The organism is Roseibium marinum (assembly GCF_002906165.1).
GTDB lineage: Bacteria > Pseudomonadota > Alphaproteobacteria > Rhizobiales > Stappiaceae > Roseibium > Roseibium marinum.
This window is the reverse complement of the sequence record NZ_PPCN01000001.1, coordinates 896,311-919,450: the sequence shown is the minus strand read 5'-3', so window position 1 is coordinate 919,450 and position 23,140 is coordinate 896,311. Positions and strand designations below refer to the sequence as shown.

Genomic DNA, 23,140 nt, shown 5'->3' with positions numbered 1-23,140 from the left:
TCACAATGCCTACGTAGGAATCACAAGGAACGAAAAGCAAAGAAATACAATAACAAAATAATTTGGGGAGACGTAACAACCCAGCCGCAAGGCTGTCGTTAAGGAGAAAAACAATGCGTCTCGACTTATCAAAACTGTGTGCACTCGCGTTTACGAAATTACTGTCTCTTTTCTGTGCGGTCTTTCTACTCACCGCACCTTCAGTCGCGCGGGATTACCGTCCGGCTCTGATTGCCTCATCGCAATATGCGTATGATCCGGCCAGCGAAGTGGACGTCGAACTCGTCCTGGCCGTCGACATCTCTCAGTCCATGGATACAGAAGAACAGGAAGTCCAGCGTGCCGGCTATGTGGCTGCCCTGACCTCCCAGGAATTCCTAGATGCCATTCAGGTCGGTCCGATCGGGCGGGTAGCGGTCACCTACATGGAATGGGGCGGCGTCGATGAACATTTCATCGTCGCCGAATGGACCGTCATCCGGGATGCCGGCTCGGCCTCCCATTTCGCTTCCAAGATCGCGGAGGCCCCCTTGCGGCAGGTCCAGCGCACCTCGATTGCCTCGGCACTGGAGAAATCCGTTCATCTGGTGCAGAACAATCAGTATATGGGCCTTCGCCAGGTCATCGACATTTCCGGAGACGGGCCAAACAACCAGGGCGGGTCTGTCACGGAAATGCGCGACCGCATGGTTGCGTCAGGCGTGACCATCAACGGCCTGCCACTGATGATGAAATCCAACAAGAACACCTGGCAGGCCATGCTCAATCTCGACCATTATTACGAGGACTGCGTGATCGGCGGTCCGGGTTCCTTCGCCATCCCGGTACGGTCGCAGGAAGGCTTTGCCGACGCGATCCGCATGAAGCTGGTGATGGAAATCGCCGGACTGACGCTGCCACAGCCCGAGCCTTATCTGCACAAGGTTGCCGGCCGCGAACCGATCCGCTGCAACCTGTTCGATTGAGAGCCGCGTCTTCTCCTTGATACCAAAGAGCGTTGATTATGACTCATCTGACCGGTTTTAGAGGATTTTAGGCCAGGAGCCCGTCGCAGCGCGATGCGGGGTATCGGACAAGACGTGCGACACCGTCCGAAAGCCCTCTAAAACTGGCCTCCGGCGGGCCATTCCCACCCGCCGGACTTCGTTGCGTTACTTGTCGGCCAACCAGGCCGTGATGCGCAACGCGCCTCACCGGCGACCGGGAATGACCCATCAGATGGGTCATAATCAATGCTCTTTGGTATAATTTCCCTGCCGCGTTCCCTGCCGGAGCGCGGCATTTTTCCGTTGCCGCTCCGGACGCTCCGGTAGCGCTTTTCGCCGTCGCAGCCTCTTGCCCCCGGCATTTTACGTATATTCGGCCATCTTCCTTTGCCTAAAGCGCTTTGAACGGCTAAACACATCCGGCCGTTGTTGCCTTCGCAAAAAGAGGATCCTCGATGCCCTCCAAGCCTACGCTCGCGCTCATCGCGCATGACGCCAAAAAGGATGCCATGGTTGAATTTGCCCGGCGGCATCTGGACAAACTGGAGGATTTCAACCTGGTTGGAACCGGGACGACCGGCGGACGCATACAGGAGGCCTTCCCCGGCCTGGAGATCACCCGGCTGAAAAGCGGCCCGCTCGGCGGCGACCAGCAGATCGGCGCCATGATCGCCGACGGCAAGCTGCAGGGGCTGCTGTTTTTTGTCGATCCGCTTTCGCCGATGCCGCACGATGTCGATGTGAAAGCCCTGATGCGCCTGGCGCTGGTCTATGACCTGCCGATGGCGCTCAATCCTTCGACGGCGGACATCCTTCTGCGCTCGGCCCGCCTCACCGGCCTCAAGACAAGTTCCCAGACCCCGGAAGTGGGTACCTTCGCATCATGAGTTTTCCGGCAATTTCAAACTCCTTCGCCTATCCTGTTCTGGTGGCCGATATCGGCGGCACCAACGCCCGGTTTGCCCTGGTGGACGGCCCGGACGCGCCGACCCGCATGTGTGGAAAGACGGCGACCGCCGGCCATCCCGACATTTCATCGGCCATCCGCAACGCGGTTTTGCCGGGGACGAATTTTACACCCAGAACCGCCATAATCGCCGTGGCCGGTCCGGTGACCGGCGATGTCATTCCGCTGACCAATGCGGCCTGGGTGATCGAACCATTGAAGATGATCGCCGATCTCGGCCTGCAGCAGGTCGTTGTGCTGAATGATTTTGAAGCTCAGGCGCTTGCGCTTCCGGCCTACAGCGGCAACGACGTCGAGCAGATCGGACCGGGCGCCATCCGCGAAGCCACCGCGAAATTCGTGCTCGGCCCGGGAACGGGCCTCGGCGCAGCCGCGATGATCCATGCTTCCGACACCTGGGTTCCCGTTCCCGGAGAAGGCGGGCATGTCGAACTCGGTCCGGTCACACCCGAAGATTTCGAGATCTGGCCGCATATCGAAAGGGTCGGTGGCCGTATTGGCGCCGAGCAGCTTCTGAGCGGGACCGGTCTGCCGCGCCTTGCGCGGGCGGTGGCCCGCCACATGCGCACCGAGCGCACCTTCGAAACGCCGTCCAGCATCACCGCCGCCGCGCAGGACAACGATCCCGTCGCGGTCAAGACCCTGGAAGTGTTCGTGCGTTGCCTCGGCCGGGTCGCCGGGGATCTGGCGCTCACCGTCCTCGCCCGGGGCGGGGTTTATCTGACCGGCGGCATAACACCCAGGATCACCCGGTTCCTGACCGACGGCGGGTTCCGGGCCGCCTTCGAGGCGAAAGCGCCGCACGAGGCGCTGATGGCCAAGATCCCGACCTTCATCGTTCGCCACCCGAACCCGGCGCTGGAAGGCCTGGTGGCCTTCGCCAAGATGCCGGATGCCTTTGCCGTCGACATGCAGGGCCGGCATTGGAGAAGCGCTGCTTCGCAGACCTGATGCGATGGTGAGCGTTCCCGCCTTCGCCGCCCCTCTGCCGATTGACGGTGTCCTTCAGGACCTTCTCGACACGCTGGACCGCCGCCCCAACGCGGTTCTGGTGGCCGAGCCCGGCGCCGGCAAGACGACGCGTGTTCCGCTCGCGCTGCTGGGCGCGCCGTGGCGGCAGGACGGGAAAATCCTGGTGCTGGAACCAAGACGCCTCGCCGCCCGGGCCGCCGCCCGGCGCATGGCCGGGGAACTGGGCGAGCGTGCGGGCGAAACCGTCGGTTACCGGGTGCGCATGGAAAGCAAAGTCAGCGCCCGGACCCGGATAGAGGTCATCACCGAAGGCGTGTTCACCCGGCTCATTCTGGACGATCCGGAACTGACCGGTGTCGCCGCCGTCCTGTTCGACGAATTCCACGAGCGCTCGCTCGACGGCGATCTCGGTCTGGCCCTTGCGCTCGACGTGCAATCGGCCCTGCGCGAAGACCTCCGCCTTCTGCCGATGTCGGCAACACTGGACGCCGCGGCGATTTCGACCCTCCTGGGCGACGCGCCGGTGATAGAGAGCAAGGGGCGGAGTTTCCCCGTCGAGACCCGCTATCTCGGCCGCACGCCGAATACGCGCATCGAACCGCAGGTCGCCCGCGCAATTCAGCAGTCCATCGCCGCGGACGGCGGTTCCCTTCTGGTTTTCCTGCCGGGTCAGGGCGAGATCCGGCGCACCGCCGATCTGCTCGCCGGAAAGGTTCCCGGCAACTGCGTCATCGCGCCCCTTTACGGCGGTCTCGACGCCAGGGCGCAGGATGAGGCGATCCGGCCCGCCCGGCCGGGTACACGCAAGATCGTTCTTGCCAGCGCCATCGCGCAGACCTCGTTGACCATCGAAGGTGTCAGGGTGGTTATCGACAGCGGGCTGGCGCGGGTGCCGAGATACGAGCCGCAAACCGGCCTGACCCGGCTGGAAACCGTGCGCGTGTCGCGCGCCTCCGCCGACCAGCGGCGAGGCCGCGCGGGCCGGACGGAAGCCGGTGTTTGCTACCGGCTGTGGGACGAAGCCCAGACTGTCGCCCTGCCGCAGTCGGAAACACCGGAAATCCTGGAGGCCGATCTCACCGGCCTCGTTCTGGATCTAGCAGCCTGGGGCACCTGCGATCCGGACAGTCTTTGCTTCGCCGATCCACCGCCGCGCGCCGCCTGGGCGGAAGCCAGAGCGCTGCTGCAGGATCTGCACGCGCTCGATGCCACGGGACGATTGACGGAACAGGGCAAAGCGCTCGCGGATCTTCCGCTGCACCCGAGGCTCGCGCATATGGTGCTGGAAGGCGTGAAACAGAACCTCGGTCACACGGCCGCGCTGATCGCTCTGCTTCTCTCCGAACCCGGCCTCGGCGGACGCGATCCAGACATCCGCGTCCGTCTGCAGGCGCTTCGCCATGACAAGAGCCAACGGGCGAAGGATGGCCGCACCCTTGCCGAACGCTGGCTGAAACAGGCCCGGGACTCCGGTCGCGAAGTCGATATCGAAAGCGCCGGCATGCTTCTGGCGCTCGCCTATCCAGATCGTATCGCGCAAGCCCGCGGCCAGACCGGCCGTTTCCGCCTCGCCAACGGCCGGGGGGCCGAGCTTGAGCCTTCGCACGGACTTGCGGCGGAGCCCTTCCTGACCGTGGCCGACATCCAGGGCAAGGCGGCCAGCGGCCGCATCCAGCTTTGCGCCCCGATCACCAGGGCCGAGATTGAAGAGCTTTTCGCCCCGGACATCGCCGAAGAGGAAGAGGTGCAGTTGACCGGCGACGGAGCCCTCAAGGCGCGGCGCGTGCGGCGCTACAAAGCCGTCGAGCTTCAGGCCGTGCCGGTCAAGGCTTCCGACCCCGAGGCAATTGCAAGAGCGCTCACCGCAGAAATTCGCCGCCGTGGCGTCGCTAGACTTCCGTGGAACAAGGACCAGGAGCGACTGCGCAGGCGCGTTGCCTACACCCGCCACAACGGCGCGGCCGATCTGCCGGATCTTTCGGACGGTGCGCTGACTGAAAGCCTGGAAACCTGGCTTGAGCCCTTTCTGGCAGGCTGCACCAGCGTCTCTGCGATAGACGCCGGCCTGCTCGGGACAGCCTTGTCGGCCCTGCTGCCCTATGACGCCACCGCACAGCTCGATGCGCTCGCCCCTTCCCACTTCACAGCGCCGACAGGAAGCCGGGTGCCGATAGATTATGGCGCGGCGGCCGGTCCGACGCTTTCGATCCGCGTGCAGGAACTCTTCGGCCTCAAGGACCACCCCAGCGTCTGCGGAGGACGGCTGCCGCTTATCCTGGAACTGCTCTCCCCCGCCCAGCGCCCGATCCAGATCACCCGGGACCTGCCGGGTTTCTGGGCGGGGTCCTGGTCGGACGTGAAGGCGGACATGAAGGGACGCTATCCAAGACACCTCTGGCCGGACGACCCGACAGTTGCAGAGGCAACGCGGCGGGTGAAGCCACGAGGCAACGTCAGATCCTAAAAAGAATTCTCAACACACCGCTTGATCCAAAAGCGAAAATAGTCTCGAGAGACAAAAAAGAAGAGAAAAAGATTCGCACATCTAGGTATTTTGCTGTTGTATTTCCCATATGGAAAACCAACGACCACCATTGCCATCTTGCATTCGATTCCGAAAGCCACAGTTGATCAGTGGGTTGAAATTCCGGCTGACGAATACGTTTCGATTCAGCTTACGAGAAAAGATATCGACAACCTTTTTTTCTCAATAAATCATATGGTTACCTCTCAAGACGCTTTGCAAGATGCGCTAACTGCATACAGCAACGGCGAGCTAGAACGAGCCAATGAGAGAATGGACGCATCGCGAAGAAGTTCAATCGAAAGTGTAAACGCACTACGCGGACTGATGACTTCGTTGATGTCCAGTGCCCTAAAAAACAGGGGCGAAGTTACATGACGGATTCAAATATTGACCCGGACGCTTACGAACCCAATGTAACACATGAATTAATGGACCGCCTCGGTGAGCGTTCATTTAGTGATGTTGGACCACTTAGGTCCGGAGACGGTGGAGACGGTGGTATGAGTGATCTTGTCGCACGTGTAGCCTCTCTAGAGGCTCACACAGAAAATATTAAGACTAACATTGGAGAAATTCGGCCTGATCTTAAGAACGTTCGCGAAAGACTGCCAAAACTCGAAGAAAAAGTTAGCCACCCTCCGTCAAAAGGGTATATTTTTACCGTTGTAATGACCGCAATAGCCTTAATTACTGCAGTAATAGCCTACCAAGACAAAATTCAAACCATGCTTGGCTTAACGGTGACGTCGCCCTAGTGACCGCTTCGCGGTTTACCCCCATCCCTAACCTTTGCCCACAAGGGAGAAGGGGATAAAACCAATTGCGCGGCAAATGCCTGATCAATCATCAGGCTACAGCACCCCTACAAACATCATCCCTCAATCGTCGGACGCCGCCACCAGGCTGGCGTTGCCGCCCGCGGCGGCCGTGTTGATCGAGACGACCTGTTCCAGGGCGAACCGGGTCAGGTAGGCCGGGCCGCCGGCCTTCGGGCCGGTGCCGGAGAGGCCGGAGCCGCCGAAGGGCTGGGTGCCGACGACTGCGCCGATGGTGTTGCGGTTGACATAGACATTGCCGACGGACAGCCGGTCGACGACCTTTTTGACCGTCGCGTCGATGCGGCTGTGGACGCCGAGCGTCAGGCCGTAACCGGTGGCGGCGATCTGATCGAGCACCTTGTCGATGTCCTTCGCCTTGTAGCGCACGACATGCAGGACGGGCCCGAAGACCTCGCGCGTCAGGGCGCTGGACGTATCCAGCTCGATGATATGCGGAGCCACCCAGGACCCGTTGGCGAGCGGTCTTGATGGCGTCTCACCGGCATAGCGCAGGGTCTGGCTTTCCCGCATGTCATCGATATGGGCAACAATGGCATCGCGGGCCTCCTCATCGATGACCGGACCGATATCGGTGGACGGCAGGCGCGGGTCATCCAGTTTCAGCTCCTTCGCGGCGCCTTCCAGCATCCGCAGCAGAGGGTCGGCAACGTCTTCCTGAACATAGAGAAGCCGCAGGGCCGAGCAGCGCTGCCCGGCGGAGCGGAAGGCAGACATCATGACATCGTCGCAGACCTGTTCCGGCAGGGCGGTCGCATCGACGAGCATGGCGTTGATGCCGCCGGTTTCGGCGATCAGCGGGACAATCGGGCCGTTCTTGGCGGCAAGCGTCCGGTTGATCGCCCAGGCGGTTTCCGTCGATCCGGTAAAGGCGACGCCGGCCACGGCGGGATGAGAGGTCAGCGCGGCGCCGATATCGCCTTCACCGGGAACCAGCAGGAAGGCATCTTCGGGAATGCCGGCCATATGCATCAGTTTTGCGGTCTCGAAGGCAATCAGCGGCGTCTGCTCGGCGGGTTTGGCCACGACGGCATTGCCGGCGACAAGCGCAGCGCTGACCTGGCCCAGAAAGATCGCCAGCGGGAAATTCCACGGCGAAATGCAGACGAACACACCGCGCCCGCGATGGCGGTGGCGGTTTTCCTCGCCGGTCGGCCCGGGCATCAGATGCCCTTCCCCGAAAAGCTTGCGGGCTTCGCCGGCGTAATAGCGGCAGAAATCGACCGCTTCACGGATCTCCGCAATGCCATCGGTCAGGCATTTGCCGCCCTCCATCGCCAGGATTGCCATCAGCCGATCGCGGTTTTCCTCCAGAAGGTCGCCGAGCCTGTCCAGCGCGGCGGCGCGCTCGTTGACCGGCCGGCGCGACCAGGTCTCAAAGCCTTTCAGCGCGACGTCGACGGCCTTGCGTGCGGTCTCCACATCCGCGAAGCGAACCGTGCCAACCTTCGTACTGCCGTCCATCGGCGCAAAGACCGGATGGGCGTCGCCCGATGCGGACAGACCCGCACCGAGCGGACCGGCCTCGGTAAACGGCGCGGTGAACGCGGCCATGCCCGTCACCAGCGCATTGCGTTCCGCAGAACAGCCGAACTCAAGGCCCTTCGAATTGCGGCGGCTCTCTCCGTAAAGATCTCCGGGCAGCGGTATCGACCGGTTGATCGCATGATCGCCGTTTTCGAGAATTTTGGCAGGACGTTTCAGCAGATCCCGGACAGGAACCGAGGCGTCGCCCACGATGGTGACGAAAGAGGAGTTGGCGCCGTTTTCCAGCAGGCGGCGGACGAGATAGGCCAGCAGGTCCTTGTGTCCACCGACCGGAGCATAGATGCGGCACGGGAACCCGTCGCGCTCGCAGACCGACTTGTAGAGGCTTTCGCCCATGCCATGCAGGCGCTGGAATTCATAGCCTTGCGCGGAATTTCCCGAAAGCTCGATGATCTGGGCGACGGTCAGGGCGTTATGCGTCGCGAATTGCGGATAAAGCACGTCCCGGGCCGCCAGCATGCGCTTCGCACAGCACAGATAGGCAAGGTCGGTCGCCGCCTTGCGGGAGAAGACCGGATATCCGTCGGCGCCGTTTTCCTGGGCGTGCTTGATTTCCGTATCCCAGTAGGCGCCCTTTACCAGGCGCACCATCATTCTGCGGCCTGTCTTGCGGGCGGCATCCACCAGCCAGTCGATAACTTCCGGGCTGCGTTTCTGGTAAGCCTGCACCGCCAGACCGAAGCCCTCCCAGTCTTTCGTGACTGGATCGTCAAGCAGGGCTGCGATCACGTCGAGAGAGATTTCCAGACGGTCGGCTTCTTCGGCATCGATCGTGAAATTGAGATCGCGGTCCCGGGCCATCCGCGCCAGCTCGCGCAGCTTCGGCAGCAGTTCGTCGCGCACCCGTTCCCCCTGAACCGCCTGGTAGCGCGGGTGAAGGGCCGACAGCTTGACCGAAATGCCCGGCCGGTCCGGCAGTGGCTTGTCGCCCGCGGCCTTGCCGATTGCCTCGATGGCTTTTGCATAGGACTGGAAATAACGCTCTGCATCTGCGGCCGTGCGCGCGCCCTCGCCGAGCATGTCGTAGGAATAGCGATACCCCTTGGCTTCCTGTGTCCTGGCGCGATCCAGCGCCTTCTGGATGGTTTCGCCAAGCACGAACTGGTGTCCGAGCAGGTGCATCGCCTTGCGGGTCGCCAGGCGCACCGTCGGCATTCCCATGCGCTTGACCAGGCTGGAAAGAACGCTCTGCGGTGTGTCGCCCGGGTGCAGAAGCCGGGAGGTGATCCCCAGTGCCCATGAGGAGGCCGACACCAGCCAGGTATCGGACTTGTGGCCGGAGGACGGATCGTCGAACCGGGCGGCTGCCAGCTTGTCCTCGATCAGCTTGTCTGCAGTCACGGCGTCCGGCACGCGCAGCAGCGCTTCCGCCAGAACCATCATCGCCAGACCCTCGCGCGTCGTCAGACCGAACTCGCGCATGAAATCTTCCACACCGCCGAGTCCGACCTGGACGGAGCGCATGTCCTGGATATAACCGCGCGCGCGCTGGTCGATCAGTTTTTCCACCACGGGATCGCCCGCCGCTTCGTGCAGCAGCGCCTCGATCAGCGTCCTGTCATCGGGGGCATAGGCGGCACGGAACGGCATCAGATCCGCATTTTCGATCGGCGTCACGGGAGCGGCGGCAGAAATCATGAAAACCTCCAAAACGGCACCATGGAAGACCTGGGCATCACATTCCGCTACAATACCGGATTTCTCATGGGGATTTTCCCTGTTGTTTCTTCTATTGGCGGGCTATCAACTATTAAACTTATTCTGAATAGAGATTTCCACCATGCTCGATCCCGTTGACCGGAAAATTCTGAGAGTTCTGCAGCAGGACGGACGTATCACCAACACGGACCTTTGCGAACGGGTGAACCTTTCGGCGACGGCCACGGCGGAGCGGATGAAGCGGCTGGTGCGGGAAGGCTATATCGAGCACTTCTCCGCCAGTCTCGATCCGAGGAAAGTCGAGCGGGGCCTGCTTGTCTTTGTCGAAATCCGGCTGGAGCGGACATCGCCGGAGATCTTCGACTCCTTCAAACACGCCGTCGAGCGCGCACCAGATATTCTGGAGTGCCACATGGTGGCGGGTGGCTTCGACTATCTGGTGAAAAGCCGGGTGAAAGACATGGAGGCCTACCGCGCTTTCCTGTCGGATGTGGTGCTGGCGCTACCCGGCGTCCGGGAAACCCATACCTATGCGGTCATGGAAGAGATCAAGGACACGCATATCCTGCCGGTGTGAATACGGAAGAGGTGATACGAGACCGGACGGGATGAGCGCGCGGGCGTCCGGAGCGCATGCGTTCACAAAGCATTGTCTTGACCGTGTCATGCCGCCCGCGCAAGGGACTGACAACACTTCAGGAGGAAAAACAATGTCTCGACTGCTCGCTGCCGGACTTGGCCTGTTTTTGATACTGCTGACACCTTTTCAGACCTTTGCGCAGGACGGCGAGCCTTCCCCCGAGTGGCAGGCCACGCTGCAAGAGGCCAAAGGCCAGACCGTCTATTTTCATGCCTGGGGCGGCGAGCCGCGCATCAATGCCTTCATTGCCTGGGCCGGCCGAGAGGTCGAGCGGGATTTCGGTGTGCGCGTCGTCCATGTGAAGGTCAGCGACACGGCGAGCGTGGTGTCGCAGGTGCTGACCGAAAAATCGGTCGGCAAGACTTCCGGCGGTGCCGTCGATCTCATCTGGATCAACGGCGAGAACTTCGCCTCCATGAAAGAGAACGACCTGCTGGCCGCGCCCGGTTGGGCGCAAACCCTGCCCAACTGGCGCTATGTCGATGTAGAGAACAAACCGACCGTGGTCATCGACTTCACCGTGCCGACGGAGGGCCGGGAAAGTCCCTGGGGCATGGCCAAGCTGGTCTTCATGCATGACAGCGCCCGGCTGCAAACACCGCCGGCAACGCTTGAAGAACTGCTCGCATTCGCAAAAGACAATCCCGGCCGTTTTGCCTATCCGCAACCGCCGAATTTCCATGGCACGACGTTCCTGAAACAGGTTCTGGTCGAAACGATCGCGGACCGGGATCTCCTGTCGAAGCCGGTCAGCGAAGCGGATTTCGACGGCGCCACCGCGCCGCTGTTTGCCTATCTGGACGCATTGAACCCGGTGCTCTGGCGCCAGGGAAAGGCCTTCCCCAAGGACGCCGCGCATTTGCGCCGGCTTCTGGCGGACGGTGAACTGGACATCGCCTTCTCCTTCAATCCGGGAGACGCAGCCGCCGCAATTGCCAACGGGGAATTGCCGCCGAGCGTGCGCAGCTTCGTTCTGGACGGTGGCACGATCGGCAATACGCATTTCGTCGCGATCCCTTTCAACAGTTCCAGTCAGGAAGGTGCGAAGGTCTTCGCCGATTTCCTGCTTTCGCCGATGGCCCAGGCCCGCAAGCGCGACCCGGAGATCTGGGGCGATCCGACCGTGCTGAACGTGGCGGGTCTGCCGGCGAACGAAAAAGCCCTGTTCGAGACACAGGATCTCGGCCCGGCCGCGCTTTCGCCGCAGGATCTCGGGCCGGTGCTGCCGGAGCCGCATCCCAGTTGGGTCAGCGCGCTGGAGAATGCCTGGACCGCCCGTTACGGCGCCAGATAGGTGAGCTCCCTTGCCGAAAACTGACGGCCTTCCGGACGTTCCGACCGTCCTTGTGACCACCCTGCTGGCAGGGCCGGTTCTGGCCGGTCTCGCAGGCACCGTGTTGCCCGCCTTCGGCTATCTGCCTGTGCTTGGCCATGACTCCTTCTCGGGCGATCCGTTCCGCAAACTGTTTTCAATGCCGGGACTGACGACCTCCGCCGCGCTCAGTTTCAGCACCGGCCTTGCCGCCTCTGTCGCGTCGCTGGCAATTGTCCTCCTCTTCACCGCCGGCTGGGCCGGAACGGACACTTTCCGGCGGCTGACGCGGTTCCTGTCGCCGCTCCTGTCGGTGCCGCATGCGGCCGCTGCCATCGGACTTGCCTTCCTGATCGCCCCCTCCGGATTTCTGGTCCGCCTGATCTCGCCCTGGGCGACGGGCTGGACCCGTCCGCCGGATATCCTGATCCCGGGCGACCCTTACGGTCTTGCCATGACGGTGGGACTGGTGGCCAAGGAGGTTCCGTTTCTTTTCCTGATGACGCTTGCCGCCCTGAACCGGCCCCATGTACAGGAGTATCTCAAGGCCGGCGCGAGCCTCGGCTACGGCCGCATGGCCACGTTCTTCAAGGTCGTCCTGCCGCAGATCTATCCGCTGATCCGCCTGCCGGTGCTGGCGGTGATCGCCTATGCCACCTCGGTTGTCGATGTGGCCGTGATCCTGGGCCCGACGACACCGCAGCCCCTGGCGCCGCGGCTGGTAGGCTGGATGAACGATCCGGATCTGTCCCTGCGCCTGATGGCCTCGGCCGGAGCGCTGCTTCAACTTCTGCTCAGCGCAAGCGCGCTTCTTGTCTATCTGCTGCTCGAAACGCTCGCCGGATCCTGCCTGCGCACGCGCTTCTCCAACGGCCGCCGCCACCCGCGTGAGACCCCAGGCAGGGTGTTCAGTCTCCTGCCGATGCTGCTGATCGTTGCCGCCATGAGCCTTTCCGTGGCGCTTCTGGGAGTGTGGTCGCTGGCGAAATCCTGGTGGTTTCCCGCAAGCCTGCCGCAGGCATGGAGCCTTGGCCGCATGCTGGACGCCCTCAAATCGGGAGGCCCGAGCCTTGGCGCGACACTGGTCATCGCCTGCGGCGCGGCCGCCATTGCAACCGCCCTGACGCTCTGGCTGCTGGAAGCGCGGGGCAACGCCAGGAGGCGCGAGACCGGACGGATGAAGGCGCTGATCTTCCTGCCTCTTCTGCTTCCGCAGATCGGCTTTCTCTTCGGCCTGCAGATGTTCTTTCTGCTTGCCGGGCTGAGCGGCACGCTGACGGGCGTGCTGCTTGCCCATCTGATCTTCGTCTTTCCCTATGCGTTTCTGGCCCTGAGCGATCCGTGGAACCGGCTCGACCCGCGCTACGCGAAGGCCGCCCGCTCCACCGGCGCAAGCCGGGCGCGGGTATTCTTCCAGATCCAGTTGCCTCTGCTGCTGCGCCCGGTTCTGGTGACCTTCGCGGTGGCCGCCGCGGTTTCCACCGGACAGTACCTGCCGACACTGATGATCGGCGCGGGGCGGGTCGTGACGGTCACGACGGAAAGCGTCGCCCTTGCGAGCGGCGGCAGCCGCCAGATCGCCGCCCTCTACGCCCTCCTGCAGCTGATCGTCCCGCTCGCGGGGTTCAGTCTCGCCGCGCTTGTTCCGGCGCTGGCCTTCAGGAATCGCGCCGCCATGCGGCTGGAAAGGTAACACTCGCACATGTCCTCCAGCGATCGCATATCCGGCCTTGTTCTTGAAAATGTCGTTATCCGGCTCGGCGGGCTGCCGCTGCTGGACATCGATTGCCGGATCCTTCCGGGTTCGGTGCTGACGATCATGGGGGAAAGCGGCAGCGGAAAATCCAGTCTGCTGGATTTTGTCGCCGGTTTCCTGAAGCCCGACTTCCGGGCGGAGGGACGGGCGCTGCTGAACGGCCGCGATCTGACATCCCTGCCCGCTCAGGACCGGCAAATCGGACTGATGTTCCAGTCCCCCCTGCTGTTTCCGCACATGTCCGTTCTGCAGAACCTGATGTTCGCCCTGCCCGCTACATGCAGGCGCCGGCAGGATCGGCAGGACCTGGCCGAACGCGCTCTGGCCGACGTCGGCCTCGCAGGCTTCGGTAAACGGGATCCGGCAACTCTGTCCGGCGGACAGCAGACACGCGTTGCGCTGATGCGCACGCTGCTCGCCGAACCGAAAGCGCTTTTGCTGGACGAGCCGTTTTCCAGCCTCGACCGCACACGCCGGGCGGAAGTGCGGGAACTGGTTTTCGATCTGGCGCGGAAAAAGGGACTGCCCGTCCTGCTGGTCAGCCATGACGAAGAAGACGCCCGGGCGGCCGGTGGCGAGGTCCACCGGCTTGAGGCAGGCAAAGCCGGCAATGGCTTGGATTGTTGAGAAACCTTCAGCCCATCATCCCGGACGCAGCACAACGAAGATCCGGGATCGGGGAGCCGGGGTCTGTCGATAGAAACGCAAGTGCGACGGAAAAGGATTGTTGCTCACCGGTCCCGGCTCGCACTTCGCTTGGCCGGGATGACGACCGAAAGCGCAAGCCTTTGTCAGTAGTCTGAGTTGCAGACGGCTGTGCGCCAAGCTTTGCCGTGCGTGGCAGCCCCAGGAAACAGGATCACTCTGCCGCGTCGGCGGATTTGGCCTGGAGAAGCGAATACCTGTCGATGCCGATCCGTTCGATCAGGCCGAGTTCGGTTTCGAGATAATCGATATGGCTTTCTTCATCGCCGAGCAGCTTTTCGAACAGTTGCATGGAAATGTAGTCGCCAAGCTCGCGGCAGACCTCGCGCGCCTCGTGATACAGCGCCCGGGCCACATATTCGGCCGCAAGATCCCCTTCCAGGCATTCCTTGACCGACTGGCCGATGCGCAACGGGTCCAGGGTCTGCAGGTTCGGCAGCCCTTCCAGGAAGATGATCCGGTCCATGAGGTCCTGCGCATGCTGCCGCTCTTCCCCGGATTCCTCCAGTTCCTTGTCCGCCAGCTTGCCGAATCCCCAGTCGGCCAGCAATCTGGCATGGAGCCAGTATTGGCTGACAGCCGTCAGCTCGTGGCGAAGGGCCTTGTTCAGATAGTCGATAACGCGCGGTTCGCCTTTCATTTGGCCCTCTTCAATCTACCGGTTCACGGCCCGCTTGACCGGTTCGGTCCGCGCTTCCTTTTCGCTTGCTTCTTCAGACGCCTTTTGATGAATGATGTCAATGACGGCGGGAAAACAGCCACCGCATCTCGGACGGCAGCCCAGATGCCGGAACACGGCGCCCGGCGTCGGCAGTTTTCCGTTAGGGTCCGCACGCATTTCTTCCGCCGCTTCGCGAAGCTGCTTGTCAGACAGAACGTTACAGGAGCATATGATCATCGCAGGTTCCGGACCGCGTCCCTATCATTCGGACATATTGGCATTCAGGGATTTGTGCGCAATAACGAAACTCTACTATCTGAGTCAACTTTTTCCGAGTCCACCCGGACACGCCAGCAAGGATCCGAAATGACCGGCAAGGCCACCCAGGATGACCGTCCCACCCTCGTCTTGACAGGCGCCAGTCGCGGCATAGGCCATGCGACCGTAAAGCGCTTTTCCGCCGAAGGCTGGCGTGTGATCACCTGCTCCCGTTACGCCTTCTCGGACAAATGCCCCTGGCCGATGGGACCGGAGGACCATATTCAGGTCGATCTTTCCGATCCGGAAAATCTCGGGTTCGCCGTTCAGGAAATCCGCAAGCGGCTGGAAGCCAACGGCTCCAGGCTGAACGCCCTGGTCAACAATGCCGGCATCAGCCCGAAAGACCCGGAGGGAGAACGCCTCAATTCCCTCAACACCCCCATGCATGAATGGCGGACGGTCTTCCAGGTCAATTTTTTCGCGCCGATACTTCTGGGCCGGGGCCTGTTCAAGGAACTGAAAAACGCAAAAGGATCGGTGGTCAACGTGACATCCATCGCGGGCGGGCGGGTTCACCCCTTCGCCGGAACCGCCTATGCGACGTCCAAGGCCGCCCTTGCTTCCCTTTCCCGCGAAATGGCAACCGATTTCGGTCCCCACGGTATCCGGGTCAATGCGATCGCACCGGGCGAAATCGACACGTCGATTCTGTCTCCCGGCACCGAAAAACTGGTCGCCGACATACCTCTGCGCCGTCTCGGGCAACCGGCGGAGGTCGCCGATACGATCTTTTACCTGTGCTCGGACATGTCGTCCTATGTTACTGGTGCGGAAATACATATCAACGGCGGGCAGCATGTTTAGACCTGAAATCCAAGCCAGCCTACTATCGACGTAATTGCGTATGCTGCGCCGCATCAAATAATAGGAAATATTAACAGGGAGATCCGTGCGGAAGGACGGATATTTTTTCTGTAGTTTACCTAATATTCATGGACCCCGCGCAATAGTTGCAGAATATCAATGCTGGTCTTATGGCGCTGCGGGGACGAAATGCTACGGATTATGAAGATGCTGGTCGACTTGAAGTTCGGCTTCAAGGTCGGAGGCGGGTTTTTCGCCATTTTGCTGCTGACTGCCGTTGTCGGCGGCGTCGGTTTTCTGGCGGTCCACAATCTCTCGTCACTCTTTGTCGTCGCCGATCACTCGGCCAAGGTGGCCAACCAGGTCCAGGCGACATCGCTGAAGCGCGAGGAATTCCTCAACAACCCGACAGCTGAACTCGACGTTGCCGTCCGGCAGGAAATCGGCCAACTGAACGGGACCCTGGAGGAACTGAGCCACGACGTCTCAAATGACGACATTGCCCGGACTCAGGTCGAGCGAGCGCTGGACGCCGTGAAGGAATTCTCGGCAACCTTCGATCAGGTCGTCACCCAGACACAGCAACAGGCGGACCGTCTTGCGACGCTGCAGGAAAGCGCCGGCAATCTCGAAACTCTTGCGACGTCGATTTCCGAAGCGGTACTGGCCGAGGAAAAAAAGGTCAGCAGCGAGGTTTTCGCAGCCAACGGCACGCTCGACGACGCGAACACCATGCAACGGGGAGTCTTCGAGCTCCAGGAAGCCGTGGTGTCCATTCAGCTCGCCTATCTGAAGGGCAGCGGCTCGCTGGAAGGCGAAGCCCATGCGAAGGCCTTGAGCACCGCGGAAGACATGGTCGCCCAGACCAAGGAAATGGGTTACCGGAAGATCGCGGGTGTCCAGAGCAAGAGCGTTTCCAAACTCTCGGGACAGGCCAACAAGCTGAGCAAGGCAATCGCCAAGCTTTCCGAGGATCTCGGATTTGCGGAGGCCTATGAGGCCAGGACGGCGGTCGGCACCTCCATCGAGGCGATGATGGAAATCGCGCGCGATATCCGCATGCAGGCCAATACAGCCGTGAGCGAGTCCAAGGCCACCGCGCTGACCGCGAACACCCGCCTTGCCAGTATCCGCGGGATTGCCGAAAAGGCGGACACTCTCAAGGAGCTCGCAATCAAGGCGCAAAAGGAAACCCTGAACCTCTTCGGCCAGTTCGGACTGGACGATCCCGCGCCCGCGGAAGCCCAGATCGCCGCGCTCGCCGCTCTTGAAGAGGAGATGGTTTCCTTCGCGAAGCTCCTGCCGTCCACGGCGGATGCCATCAACGAAATTCCGGTATCGGTCGCCACCTTCGACAGGGCCTTCAAGGAAATGCTGATGGCGCAGTCCGATCTGCATGAGAAACGCAAGCAGCTTGACACCCTGACCGGTCAGGTGAGCGAAGAAATCGCCGGCATATCCGCTTCGCAGTCCACCGCAGCCTCCGCCGCCGCCGCTTCCGCGGAAATGCAGATCATGATCACCATCCTGCTGGCCATCGCGGGTGGTGTCGGCCTGGCATTCGTGTTGAACCTTGCCATCACCCGTCCGATCCAGACGATCACAAACGTGATGGACCGGCTGGCCAACGGCGACAATGAAGTCGAGATACCGGGCATCGACCGGGGCGACGAGATCGGCAACATGAGCCGCACCGTGCAGGTGTTCCGCGACAACGCCGTGGAAAGGTCGCAGCTGCAAGACCAGAATGCCCGCGAGGAAGCCGCCCGGCAGGAGCGTCAGCAGCGCATCGACGGCCTGATCCAGTCCTTCCGTGCAACAGCCGAGGAAGCTCTCGGGTCGGTCGAACTGACCGCCGGAGGTCTCGATTCGACAGCCCGTGCCCTGACGGAAATCGCCCGCGACAGCGCCGGATATGCCAGCGAAACCCAGCAATCCTCCAACGACACAACCAACAACGTCCAGACCGTTGCAAGCGCGGCGGAAGAACTCGCGGCATCGATCGGCGAGATCTCGCGCCAGGTCGCCCAGACCACCGAAATCGTCGACAAGGCAACCACCGGTACACGGATCACCAACCAGAAGGTCGAGGGCCTTGCGGAAGCAGCCACCAAGATCGGCGAGGTCGTCACGCTCATTCAGGCCATCGCCGAGCAGACCAACCTTCTGGCGCTGAACGCGACCATCGAAGCGGCGCGCGCCGGTGAAGCCGGCAAGGGCTTCGCGGTGGTCGCCGCGGAAGTCAAGGAGCTGGCAACCCAGACTTCCAAGGCAACCGAGGAAATCAGCTCGCAGATCACCGAGATCCAGAACGCGACCAAGGAATCCGTTGTCGCGATCGGCGAGATCGCCGAGACCATGACCGAGGTCAACACCTACACCACGGCAATCGCCTCCGCCGTCGAACAGCAGGGCGCCGCCACCGCCGAGATTTCGCAGAACGTGCAGCGCGCGGCGGAGGGAACCAGCGCGGTCTCCTCCTCCATGAACCAGCTGTCCCAGGCGGTCGACCAGACTTCGTCCTCCGCCGACATGGTTCTGTCGGCCTCCGGCGAGCTCACGGAAAAGACCGACGGACTGAAACAGGAAGTCGAGCGGTTCCTTTCGGAAGTGGCCGCGGCCTGACCTTTGGCCCGATCGGAGTAGCACCGAAATCAAGGGCGGGAGCGGCGAACGCTCCCGCCCTTTTTCGTGGCCCGGCTCCTTCGCGCCGCCCGGTTCCCCTCGCCGGCGCCATCCCGGATTTCGCGCTAAATATTGACCGCGCCGCCGCTGGCGACTAGATCAACGGATGCTCCGTCGGATTCGATTGGGCATGCAAAAGCCGATCGATTCACAAGTGTTAGAGCAACCTGTCTACGTTCAATTGAGCGCAGAATGCTCTAAGGCAGGACAACACCAAAGATTTCCGAGATACGAGAGACAATCGTGGCGAACCTCACCAGCGCCTCATCCTTTGCCGAACCCGGCAATCCCCCGGCCCAATCCTGGCCTGTCATTCTGGAAACCGAAGGCTGGAAGGACTACCGGCTGCTGGACATGGGGGACGGCGAAAAACTGGAGCGTTACGGACGTTTCACCATCGTGCGCCCCGAACCCCAGGCCATGGGTGCCCGGCGGCTGAAGGAAAGCGTCTGGAGCCGGGCGGACGCGGTTTTTACCGGCGATACGGAAGAAGAAGGTCCGGGCCGGTGGAAATTTTCCGGCAGCGTGCCGGAAACCTGGCCGATGGCCTATGGACCGGTGCGTTACAACGGCCGCTTCATGTCCTTCCGCCATGTCGGCGTCTTTCCCGAACAGGCGGCGCACTGGGACTGGGTCAACGGCAAGATCCGCGCCGAGCGCGAACGCGCACCGGAAAAGCCGCTGAAAATCCTGAACCTTTTCGGCTATACCGGGCTGGCCTCGCTGCTTCCGGCGAGCGAAGGCGCTCAGGTCACGCATGTGGACGCTTCCAGGAAAGCCATCGGCTATGCGCGGGAAAACCAGGAACTCTCCGGCCTTGAGGATCTGCCCATCCGCTGGATCTGCGAGGATGCCGGCAAATTCGTCGCCCGGGAAGTGCGGCGCGGCAGCAGATATGACGGCATCATCCTGGACCCGCCGAAATACGGGCGCGGCCCGAAGGGCGAGGTCTGGGATCTTTACACCAGCCTGCCGGGCATGCTCGCCGACCTGCAGAAACTGCTCGCCGAAGACGCGCTGTTCATGATCCTGACCGCCTATGCGATCCGCTCCAGTTTCGTTTCCATTCACGAACTGATGGCCGAGACGCTGGCCCGTCAGGGCGGGCTGCTGGAGTCCGGCGAACTGGTGATCCGAGAAGAGGACGGCAAGCGGGCCCTGTCCACGTCGCTGTTCTCGCGCTGGAGCAGCCGATGAGCGAAATACGTCAGGGCTCGGTCAAGCAGATCACCAGCCACTCCAATCCGATCGTCAAGGAAATCAAAGGCCTCGTCGCCCAGCGCAAGCACCGCAGCCAGTCCGGTCTTTTCGTCGCCGAGGGCCTGAAGCTGGCAACCGACGCGCTTGCCGCCGGGTGGGGCGTGCGCTATCTGGCGCTCGGCACAGAGGCGCGCGACAATCCTGTTGCCCAGAAGGCGGCCGCGACCGCAAAGGCAAGGGGCGCCCTGATCCTGGAAGTCTCAACGGCCGTCATGTCCGCCATGACCCGCAAGGACAATCCGCAGATGGTTGTCGGTGTCTACGAACAGCGGATGCTCTCCGCAAAGGACATCCATCCCTCCGGCGCGGCCCTGTGGGTTGCCCTCGACCGGGTGCGCGATCCGGGCAATCTCGGCACCATCATCCGCACGGTAGATGCCGTCGGCGGCGCTGGCGTGATGCTGGTGGGCGACTGTACAGACCCGTTCGCCGTGGAGGCGGTGCGCGCCACAATGGGCTCGCTTTTCCATGTGCCGCTTGCGAAAATCAGCAAGGACGAATTCAAGGCGCTCGCCGGCAAGTGGCCCGGCACCGTTGCCGCCACCCATCTCAAGGGGTCGGTCGATTACCGCTCGCCGGATTACACTGACCCTGTCCTGCTGGTGATGGGCAACGAGCAGCAGGGGCTTGAAGACGACATGGCGGCCGCCTGTTCGACCCTGATCCGCATACCGCAGGCGGGTCAGGCAGACAGTCTCAATCTCGCCGTTGCCACCGGCATCGCGCTCTATGAAATCCGCCGCAAGCACCTGGAGCTTTGAATGCGTTTGTTCGTCTTCGGCACGGGCTATTCCTCGAAGGCATTTGTGCGGGAAATCCGCGACCGGTTCGAGTGGATCGGTGGCACGACCCGCTCGCTGGAAAAAGCCCGGGACCTCAAGGATCTGGGAGTGGAGCCCTTTCTCTTTGACGGCAAGAGCAAGGGGGAAGGCATCGCGGAGGCGATCACGAGCGCGACGCATGTGCTGGTTTCAATCGCACCGGATGACGCGGGCGACCCGGCCCTGAACCGTCATGGCGAGGATATCGCCGCGGCCAGGCCTGACTGGATCGGCTATCTTTCCACGGTCGGCGTCTACGGCAATCACGATGGCGCCTGGGTGGATGAGGAAACGCCTTGCAAGCCGGTTTCCAGACGCTCGGTGCAGCGTGTTGCCGCCGAACGTGCATGGCTCGACTTTGCCTCCTCCCACCAGCTGCCGGTGCAGATCTTCCGGCTTTCGGGGATCTACGGGCCCGGCCGCAACGTCCTCGAAAAATTCAGGAACGGCACGGCCCGCAGGCTCGTCAAGCCGGACCAGGTGTTCAACCGCATTCATGTCGCCGATATCGCGGGTGTCCTGAGCGCCGCCATGGAACGCCCCTCGACCCGGATCTTCAACGTTACCGACGATGAACCGGCACCGCCGCAGGACGTGGTCACCTTCGCCGCGGACCTGCTGGGAGTGGAACCGCCCGCCGAAGTGCCGTTCGAGACCGCCGACCTGTCCCCGATGGCGCGTTCCTTTTACGGCGAGAACAAGCGGGTCTCCAACCGGCGGGTCAAGGGCGAGCTCCGCTATTCCTTCCGCTTTCCCGACTACCGCACCGCCCTGAAGGATCTGCTGGAAAGCATGTGACGCGGTCCGGCGCCCTCTCCCGTGAGGAGAGGGTCGGAACCACCTCTTTCATCATAAACCCGCACACAACCTATTTCGGCTGCGGCACCATGCGCAGATAGGGTTTGAGCGTCTTCCAGCCTTCCGGGAACTTTTCCTTGGCCTCGGCATCGCTGACGGCCGGAACGATGATCACGTCTTCGCCCGAGTTCCAGTTGGCGGGGGTGGCGACCTTGTGTTTAGCCGTCAGCTGAAGAGAGTCGATCACGCGGATGACCTCATCGAAGTTGCGGCCGGTGGACGCCGGATATTCGATTTTCAGTTTGATCTTCTTGTCCGGGCCGATCACGAACAGGGATCGCACGGTCAAGGTATCGTTGGCGTTCGGATGGATCATGCCGTAGGCGGTCGCGACCTTGCGTGCCGGATCGGCAATCAGCGGGAAGTTCAGCGCCACGCCCTGCGTGTCCTTGATATCTCCGATCCAGGCATGGTGATCCTCGATCGGATCGACGGAAACGCCGAAAACCTTGACGCCGCGCGCCTCGAACTTGTCCTTCAGCTTGGCCGTCATGCCGAGTTCGGTCGTGCAGACCGGCGTGAAATCCTTCGGATGGGAAAACAGAACCGCCCAGGAACCTTCGATCGCTTCATGGAAGCGGATCGGGCCAGAGGTGGTGTCAACTTCAAAATCGGGAGCCTCGTCTCCGAGCAAAAGTGCAGACATCAATAATCTCCTGATAATTTTCTCATGGGTAGAAAGCCGGAATTGGGCGCGCCATCCTTCACGAATTCCCAGCGGTTTGTCCAGAGTGGGTATGGCTCTCCGGCATGGGCAATCCGACGCATGGCTTGACGGCGGCCTGTTCACCCACCAGCTTTGGACCAGCAAGGCGACAGATATTGTCAGCAACAGCAAAAACCTGAGAGGGAGAGAAAAATGGGCACCTGGCGCGTATACCTGTCCGGCGAAATCCATACCGATTGGCGCGAAACCATCATGGAGCAGTCAAAAGCTCTTGGCCTGCCGGTGGAATTTTCCGCGCCGGTCACGGATCATCCCGCCAGCGACGATTGCGGCGCGGTGATCCTCGGCGATGAGAGCAACAAGTTCTGGTACGATCAAAAGGGCGCGAAGGTGAACGCCATCCGCACGCGCACGCTGATCGAAAAAGCCGATATCGTCGTCGTGCGCTTCGGCGACAAATACAAACAGTGGAACGCCGCGTTCGACGCCGGCTATGCGTCAGCGCTCGGAAAATCGCTGATCGTGATGCATGACCCGTCTCTGACCCACCCGCTCAAGGAAGTTGACGCAGCTGCATTTGCAGTCACCGAAACGCCAGGGCAAGTGGTCGATATCCTCAAGTATGTCATACACGGCCAGCTGGATCGGTAGTCTTGCCTTGACATTAACTTTATCGTCACCATATTGGGTAAAGCTTTAGATATTCCCGGGTTTGAATACCGGGTAGCGAGATCCCAACTTATCAAGGACCGCGGTTCGGATTGAGGCAGCCTTTTATGACTGCCCGAACATGCGTATTTTTCCGATGGGTATTTCAAAAGTACTTTAGCACTATCAACAACGATGTCATCAAGGCGTTGAGAAGTGCGGCTACATATGCCGCCCGAATGCCTTGATGCGAAAATTTGGAAAGTAAATCCATGCAACATGGAAACGTAAAATGGTTCGATCACCGCCGGGGAATCGGCACGATCGAACCTGAAGATGGCGAGGACAACATTCTCGTCGACATTTCGGCCCTTCGCCGATCGGGTATCGACACTCTGACAGAAGGCCAGGTTGTGGTTTTCGATCTGGAGTGGCGCCGCGGTCAGATGGTGGCCGAAGATCTGAAAATCCTGTAAGCTCACTTACGGGTCTATCCGGAAATGAGGG

The 23,140-nt window shown here is 61.6% G+C and carries 20 protein-coding genes; 16 read left to right on the top strand and 4 right to left on the bottom strand.

Annotation, left to right across the window (positions count from 1 at the left end; translation table 11 throughout):
• Window positions 1–113 precede the first annotated feature (113 nt).
• The 5 genes from CLV41_RS04310 to CLV41_RS27445 all read left to right on the top strand — a co-directional run bounded on the left by CLV41_RS04310 (window position 114) and on the right by CLV41_RS27445 (window position 6,207).
• Window positions 114–965 (top strand): DUF1194 domain-containing protein, encoded by an 852-nt coding sequence (locus CLV41_RS04310; protein ID WP_208987262.1) that lies wholly within the window; start codon window positions 114–116, stop codon window positions 963–965.
• A gap of 476 nt (window positions 966–1,441) precedes the next feature.
• Complete coding sequence (locus CLV41_RS04305) at window positions 1,442–1,873, top strand: methylglyoxal synthase (protein WP_103220991.1); 432 nt, start codon at window positions 1,442–1,444, stop codon at window positions 1,871–1,873.
• The gene (gene glk, locus CLV41_RS04300) at window positions 1,870–2,904 is read left to right on the top strand and encodes a glucokinase (RefSeq protein ID WP_103220990.1); all 1,035 of its coding nucleotides are present in this window, start codon (window positions 1,870–1,872) and stop codon (window positions 2,902–2,904) included. Before CLV41_RS04305 ends, glk begins: the two co-directional genes overlap by 4 nt.
• A gap of 4 nt (window positions 2,905–2,908) precedes the next feature.
• Window positions 2,909–5,389: an ATP-dependent helicase HrpB gene (hrpB, locus tag CLV41_RS04295; RefSeq protein WP_103220989.1), complete on the top strand. Its 2,481-nt coding sequence runs from the start codon at window positions 2,909–2,911 to the stop codon at window positions 5,387–5,389.
• Between the two features lie 434 nt (window positions 5,390–5,823).
• Window positions 5,824–6,207: a hypothetical protein gene (locus CLV41_RS27445; RefSeq protein WP_146048498.1), complete on the top strand. Its 384-nt coding sequence runs from the start codon at window positions 5,824–5,826 to the stop codon at window positions 6,205–6,207.
• 123 nt (window positions 6,208–6,330) lie between these two features.
• Here CLV41_RS27445 and putA read toward each other — a convergent pair whose 3' ends face one another.
• Window positions 6,331–9,474 carry a bifunctional proline dehydrogenase/L-glutamate gamma-semialdehyde dehydrogenase PutA gene (putA, locus tag CLV41_RS04290; RefSeq protein WP_103220988.1) on the bottom strand — a complete coding sequence of 1,048 codons (3,144 nt, stop codon included), beginning with the start codon at window positions 9,472–9,474 and terminating at the stop codon, window positions 6,331–6,333.
• 142 nt (window positions 9,475–9,616) lie between these two features.
• Between putA and CLV41_RS04285 the strand changes: the two genes are divergently transcribed.
• The 4 genes from CLV41_RS04285 to CLV41_RS04270 all read left to right on the top strand — a co-directional run bounded on the left by CLV41_RS04285 (window position 9,617) and on the right by CLV41_RS04270 (window position 13,830).
• Window positions 9,617–10,072 (top strand): Lrp/AsnC ligand binding domain-containing protein, encoded by a 456-nt coding sequence (locus tag CLV41_RS04285; protein ID WP_103220987.1) that lies wholly within the window; start codon window positions 9,617–9,619, stop codon window positions 10,070–10,072.
• A 133-nt stretch (window positions 10,073–10,205) separates the two neighbouring features.
• Window positions 10,206–11,429, top strand: coding sequence for an ABC transporter substrate-binding protein (locus CLV41_RS04280; RefSeq protein ID WP_103220986.1), 1,224 nt, complete (start codon window positions 10,206–10,208; stop codon window positions 11,427–11,429).
• 10 nt (window positions 11,430–11,439) lie between these two features.
• Window positions 11,440–13,140, top strand: a complete 1,701-nt coding sequence (locus CLV41_RS04275) for an ABC transporter permease (protein ID WP_208987261.1) — start codon at window positions 11,440–11,442, stop codon at window positions 13,138–13,140.
• A 9-nt stretch (window positions 13,141–13,149) separates the two neighbouring features.
• Window positions 13,150–13,830 carry an ATP-binding cassette domain-containing protein gene (locus tag CLV41_RS04270; protein ID WP_103220985.1) on the top strand — a complete coding sequence of 227 codons (681 nt, stop codon included), beginning with the start codon at window positions 13,150–13,152 and terminating at the stop codon, window positions 13,828–13,830.
• Window positions 13,831–14,062: 232 nt separating this feature from the next.
• Here the strand turns inward: CLV41_RS04270 and bfr are convergent, their stop codons facing one another.
• Window positions 14,063–14,548: a bacterioferritin gene (gene bfr, locus CLV41_RS04265; protein ID WP_103220984.1), complete on the bottom strand. Its 486-nt coding sequence runs from the start codon at window positions 14,546–14,548 to the stop codon at window positions 14,063–14,065.
• Window positions 14,549–14,563: 15 nt separating this feature from the next.
• Entirely contained in the window at window positions 14,564–14,806 is a 243-nt protein-coding gene (locus CLV41_RS04260; RefSeq protein ID WP_103220983.1) for a (2Fe-2S)-binding protein, read from the bottom strand.
• A 129-nt stretch (window positions 14,807–14,935) separates the two neighbouring features.
• Between CLV41_RS04260 and CLV41_RS04255 the strand changes: the two genes are divergently transcribed.
• The 5 genes from CLV41_RS04255 (at window position 14,936) to CLV41_RS04235 (ending at window position 21,258) form a co-directional block, all read left to right on the top strand.
• Window positions 14,936–15,694, top strand: a complete 759-nt coding sequence (locus CLV41_RS04255) for an SDR family NAD(P)-dependent oxidoreductase (protein WP_103220982.1) — start codon at window positions 14,936–14,938, stop codon at window positions 15,692–15,694.
• Between the two features lie 189 nt (window positions 15,695–15,883).
• Entirely contained in the window at window positions 15,884–18,319 is a 2,436-nt protein-coding gene (locus CLV41_RS04250) for a methyl-accepting chemotaxis protein (RefSeq protein ID WP_208987260.1), read from the top strand.
• Window positions 18,320–18,622: 303 nt separating this feature from the next.
• Window positions 18,623–19,576 carry a class I SAM-dependent methyltransferase gene (locus CLV41_RS04245; protein WP_103220980.1) on the top strand — a complete coding sequence of 318 codons (954 nt, stop codon included), beginning with the start codon at window positions 18,623–18,625 and terminating at the stop codon, window positions 19,574–19,576.
• A complete protein-coding gene (locus CLV41_RS04240; RefSeq protein WP_103220979.1) occupies window positions 19,573–20,400 on the top strand; it encodes a TrmH family RNA methyltransferase in 828 nt (275 codons plus the stop codon). Before CLV41_RS04245 ends, CLV41_RS04240 begins: the two co-directional genes overlap by 4 nt.
• Window positions 20,401–21,258, top strand: a complete 858-nt coding sequence (locus tag CLV41_RS04235) for an SDR family oxidoreductase (RefSeq protein WP_103220978.1) — start codon at window positions 20,401–20,403, stop codon at window positions 21,256–21,258.
• 70 nt (window positions 21,259–21,328) lie between these two features.
• On the opposite strand, the gene CLV41_RS04230 is transcribed toward CLV41_RS04235, so the two are convergent.
• Window positions 21,329–21,964, bottom strand: a complete 636-nt coding sequence (locus CLV41_RS04230; protein WP_103220977.1) for a peroxiredoxin — start codon at window positions 21,962–21,964, stop codon at window positions 21,329–21,331.
• 213 nt (window positions 21,965–22,177) lie between these two features.
• Here CLV41_RS04230 and CLV41_RS04225 point away from each other — a divergent pair, with 213 nt between their 5' ends.
• Together CLV41_RS04225 and CLV41_RS04220 are read left to right on the top strand one after the other, a co-directional pair.
• On the top strand, window positions 22,178–22,636 hold the full coding sequence (locus CLV41_RS04225) for a YtoQ family protein (RefSeq protein WP_103220976.1): 459 nt from the start codon (window positions 22,178–22,180) through the stop codon (window positions 22,634–22,636).
• Between the two features lie 269 nt (window positions 22,637–22,905).
• Window positions 22,906–23,109 carry a cold-shock protein gene (locus tag CLV41_RS04220; RefSeq protein WP_103220975.1) on the top strand — a complete coding sequence of 68 codons (204 nt, stop codon included), beginning with the start codon at window positions 22,906–22,908 and terminating at the stop codon, window positions 23,107–23,109.
• Window positions 23,110–23,140: the final 31 nt, after the last annotated feature.

What these genes read in the sequence shown, in the direction of transcription:
- CLV41_RS04235 (WP_103220978.1), top strand. Translation starts at nt 20,401, where the DNA reads ATGCGTTTGTTCGTCTTCGGCACGGGCTATTCCTCGAAGGCATTTGTG.
- CLV41_RS04285 (WP_103220987.1), top strand. Translation starts at nt 9,617, where the DNA reads ATGCTCGATCCCGTTGACCGGAAAATTCTGAGAGTTCTGCAGCAGGAC.
- bfr (WP_103220984.1), bottom strand. Translation starts at nt 14,548, where the DNA reads ATGAAAGGCGAACCGCGCGTTATCGACTATCTGAACAAGGCCCTTCGC.
- CLV41_RS04310 (WP_208987262.1), top strand. Translation starts at nt 114, where the DNA reads ATGCGTCTCGACTTATCAAAACTGTGTGCACTCGCGTTTACGAAATTA.
- hrpB (WP_103220989.1), top strand. Translation starts at nt 2,909, where the DNA reads ATGGTGAGCGTTCCCGCCTTCGCCGCCCCTCTGCCGATTGACGGTGTC.
- CLV41_RS04260 (WP_103220983.1), bottom strand. Translation starts at nt 14,806, where the DNA reads ATGATCATATGCTCCTGTAACGTTCTGTCTGACAAGCAGCTTCGCGAA.
- CLV41_RS04225 (WP_103220976.1), top strand. Translation starts at nt 22,178, where the DNA reads ATGGGCACCTGGCGCGTATACCTGTCCGGCGAAATCCATACCGATTGG.
- CLV41_RS04230 (WP_103220977.1), bottom strand. Translation starts at nt 21,964, where the DNA reads ATGTCTGCACTTTTGCTCGGAGACGAGGCTCCCGATTTTGAAGTTGAC.
- CLV41_RS04240 (WP_103220979.1), top strand. Translation starts at nt 19,573, where the DNA reads ATGAGCGAAATACGTCAGGGCTCGGTCAAGCAGATCACCAGCCACTCC.
- putA (WP_103220988.1), bottom strand. Translation starts at nt 9,474, where the DNA reads ATGATTTCTGCCGCCGCTCCCGTGACGCCGATCGAAAATGCGGATCTG.
- glk (WP_103220990.1), top strand. Translation starts at nt 1,870, where the DNA reads ATGAGTTTTCCGGCAATTTCAAACTCCTTCGCCTATCCTGTTCTGGTG.
- CLV41_RS04250 (WP_208987260.1), top strand. Translation starts at nt 15,884, where the DNA reads ATGCTACGGATTATGAAGATGCTGGTCGACTTGAAGTTCGGCTTCAAG.
- CLV41_RS04220 (WP_103220975.1), top strand. Translation starts at nt 22,906, where the DNA reads ATGCAACATGGAAACGTAAAATGGTTCGATCACCGCCGGGGAATCGGC.
- CLV41_RS04270 (WP_103220985.1), top strand. Translation starts at nt 13,150, where the DNA reads ATGTCCTCCAGCGATCGCATATCCGGCCTTGTTCTTGAAAATGTCGTT.
- CLV41_RS04305 (WP_103220991.1), top strand. Translation starts at nt 1,442, where the DNA reads ATGCCCTCCAAGCCTACGCTCGCGCTCATCGCGCATGACGCCAAAAAG.
- CLV41_RS04280 (WP_103220986.1), top strand. Translation starts at nt 10,206, where the DNA reads ATGTCTCGACTGCTCGCTGCCGGACTTGGCCTGTTTTTGATACTGCTG.
- CLV41_RS04255 (WP_103220982.1), top strand. Translation starts at nt 14,936, where the DNA reads ATGACCGGCAAGGCCACCCAGGATGACCGTCCCACCCTCGTCTTGACA.
- CLV41_RS27445 (WP_146048498.1), top strand. Translation starts at nt 5,824, where the DNA reads ATGACGGATTCAAATATTGACCCGGACGCTTACGAACCCAATGTAACA.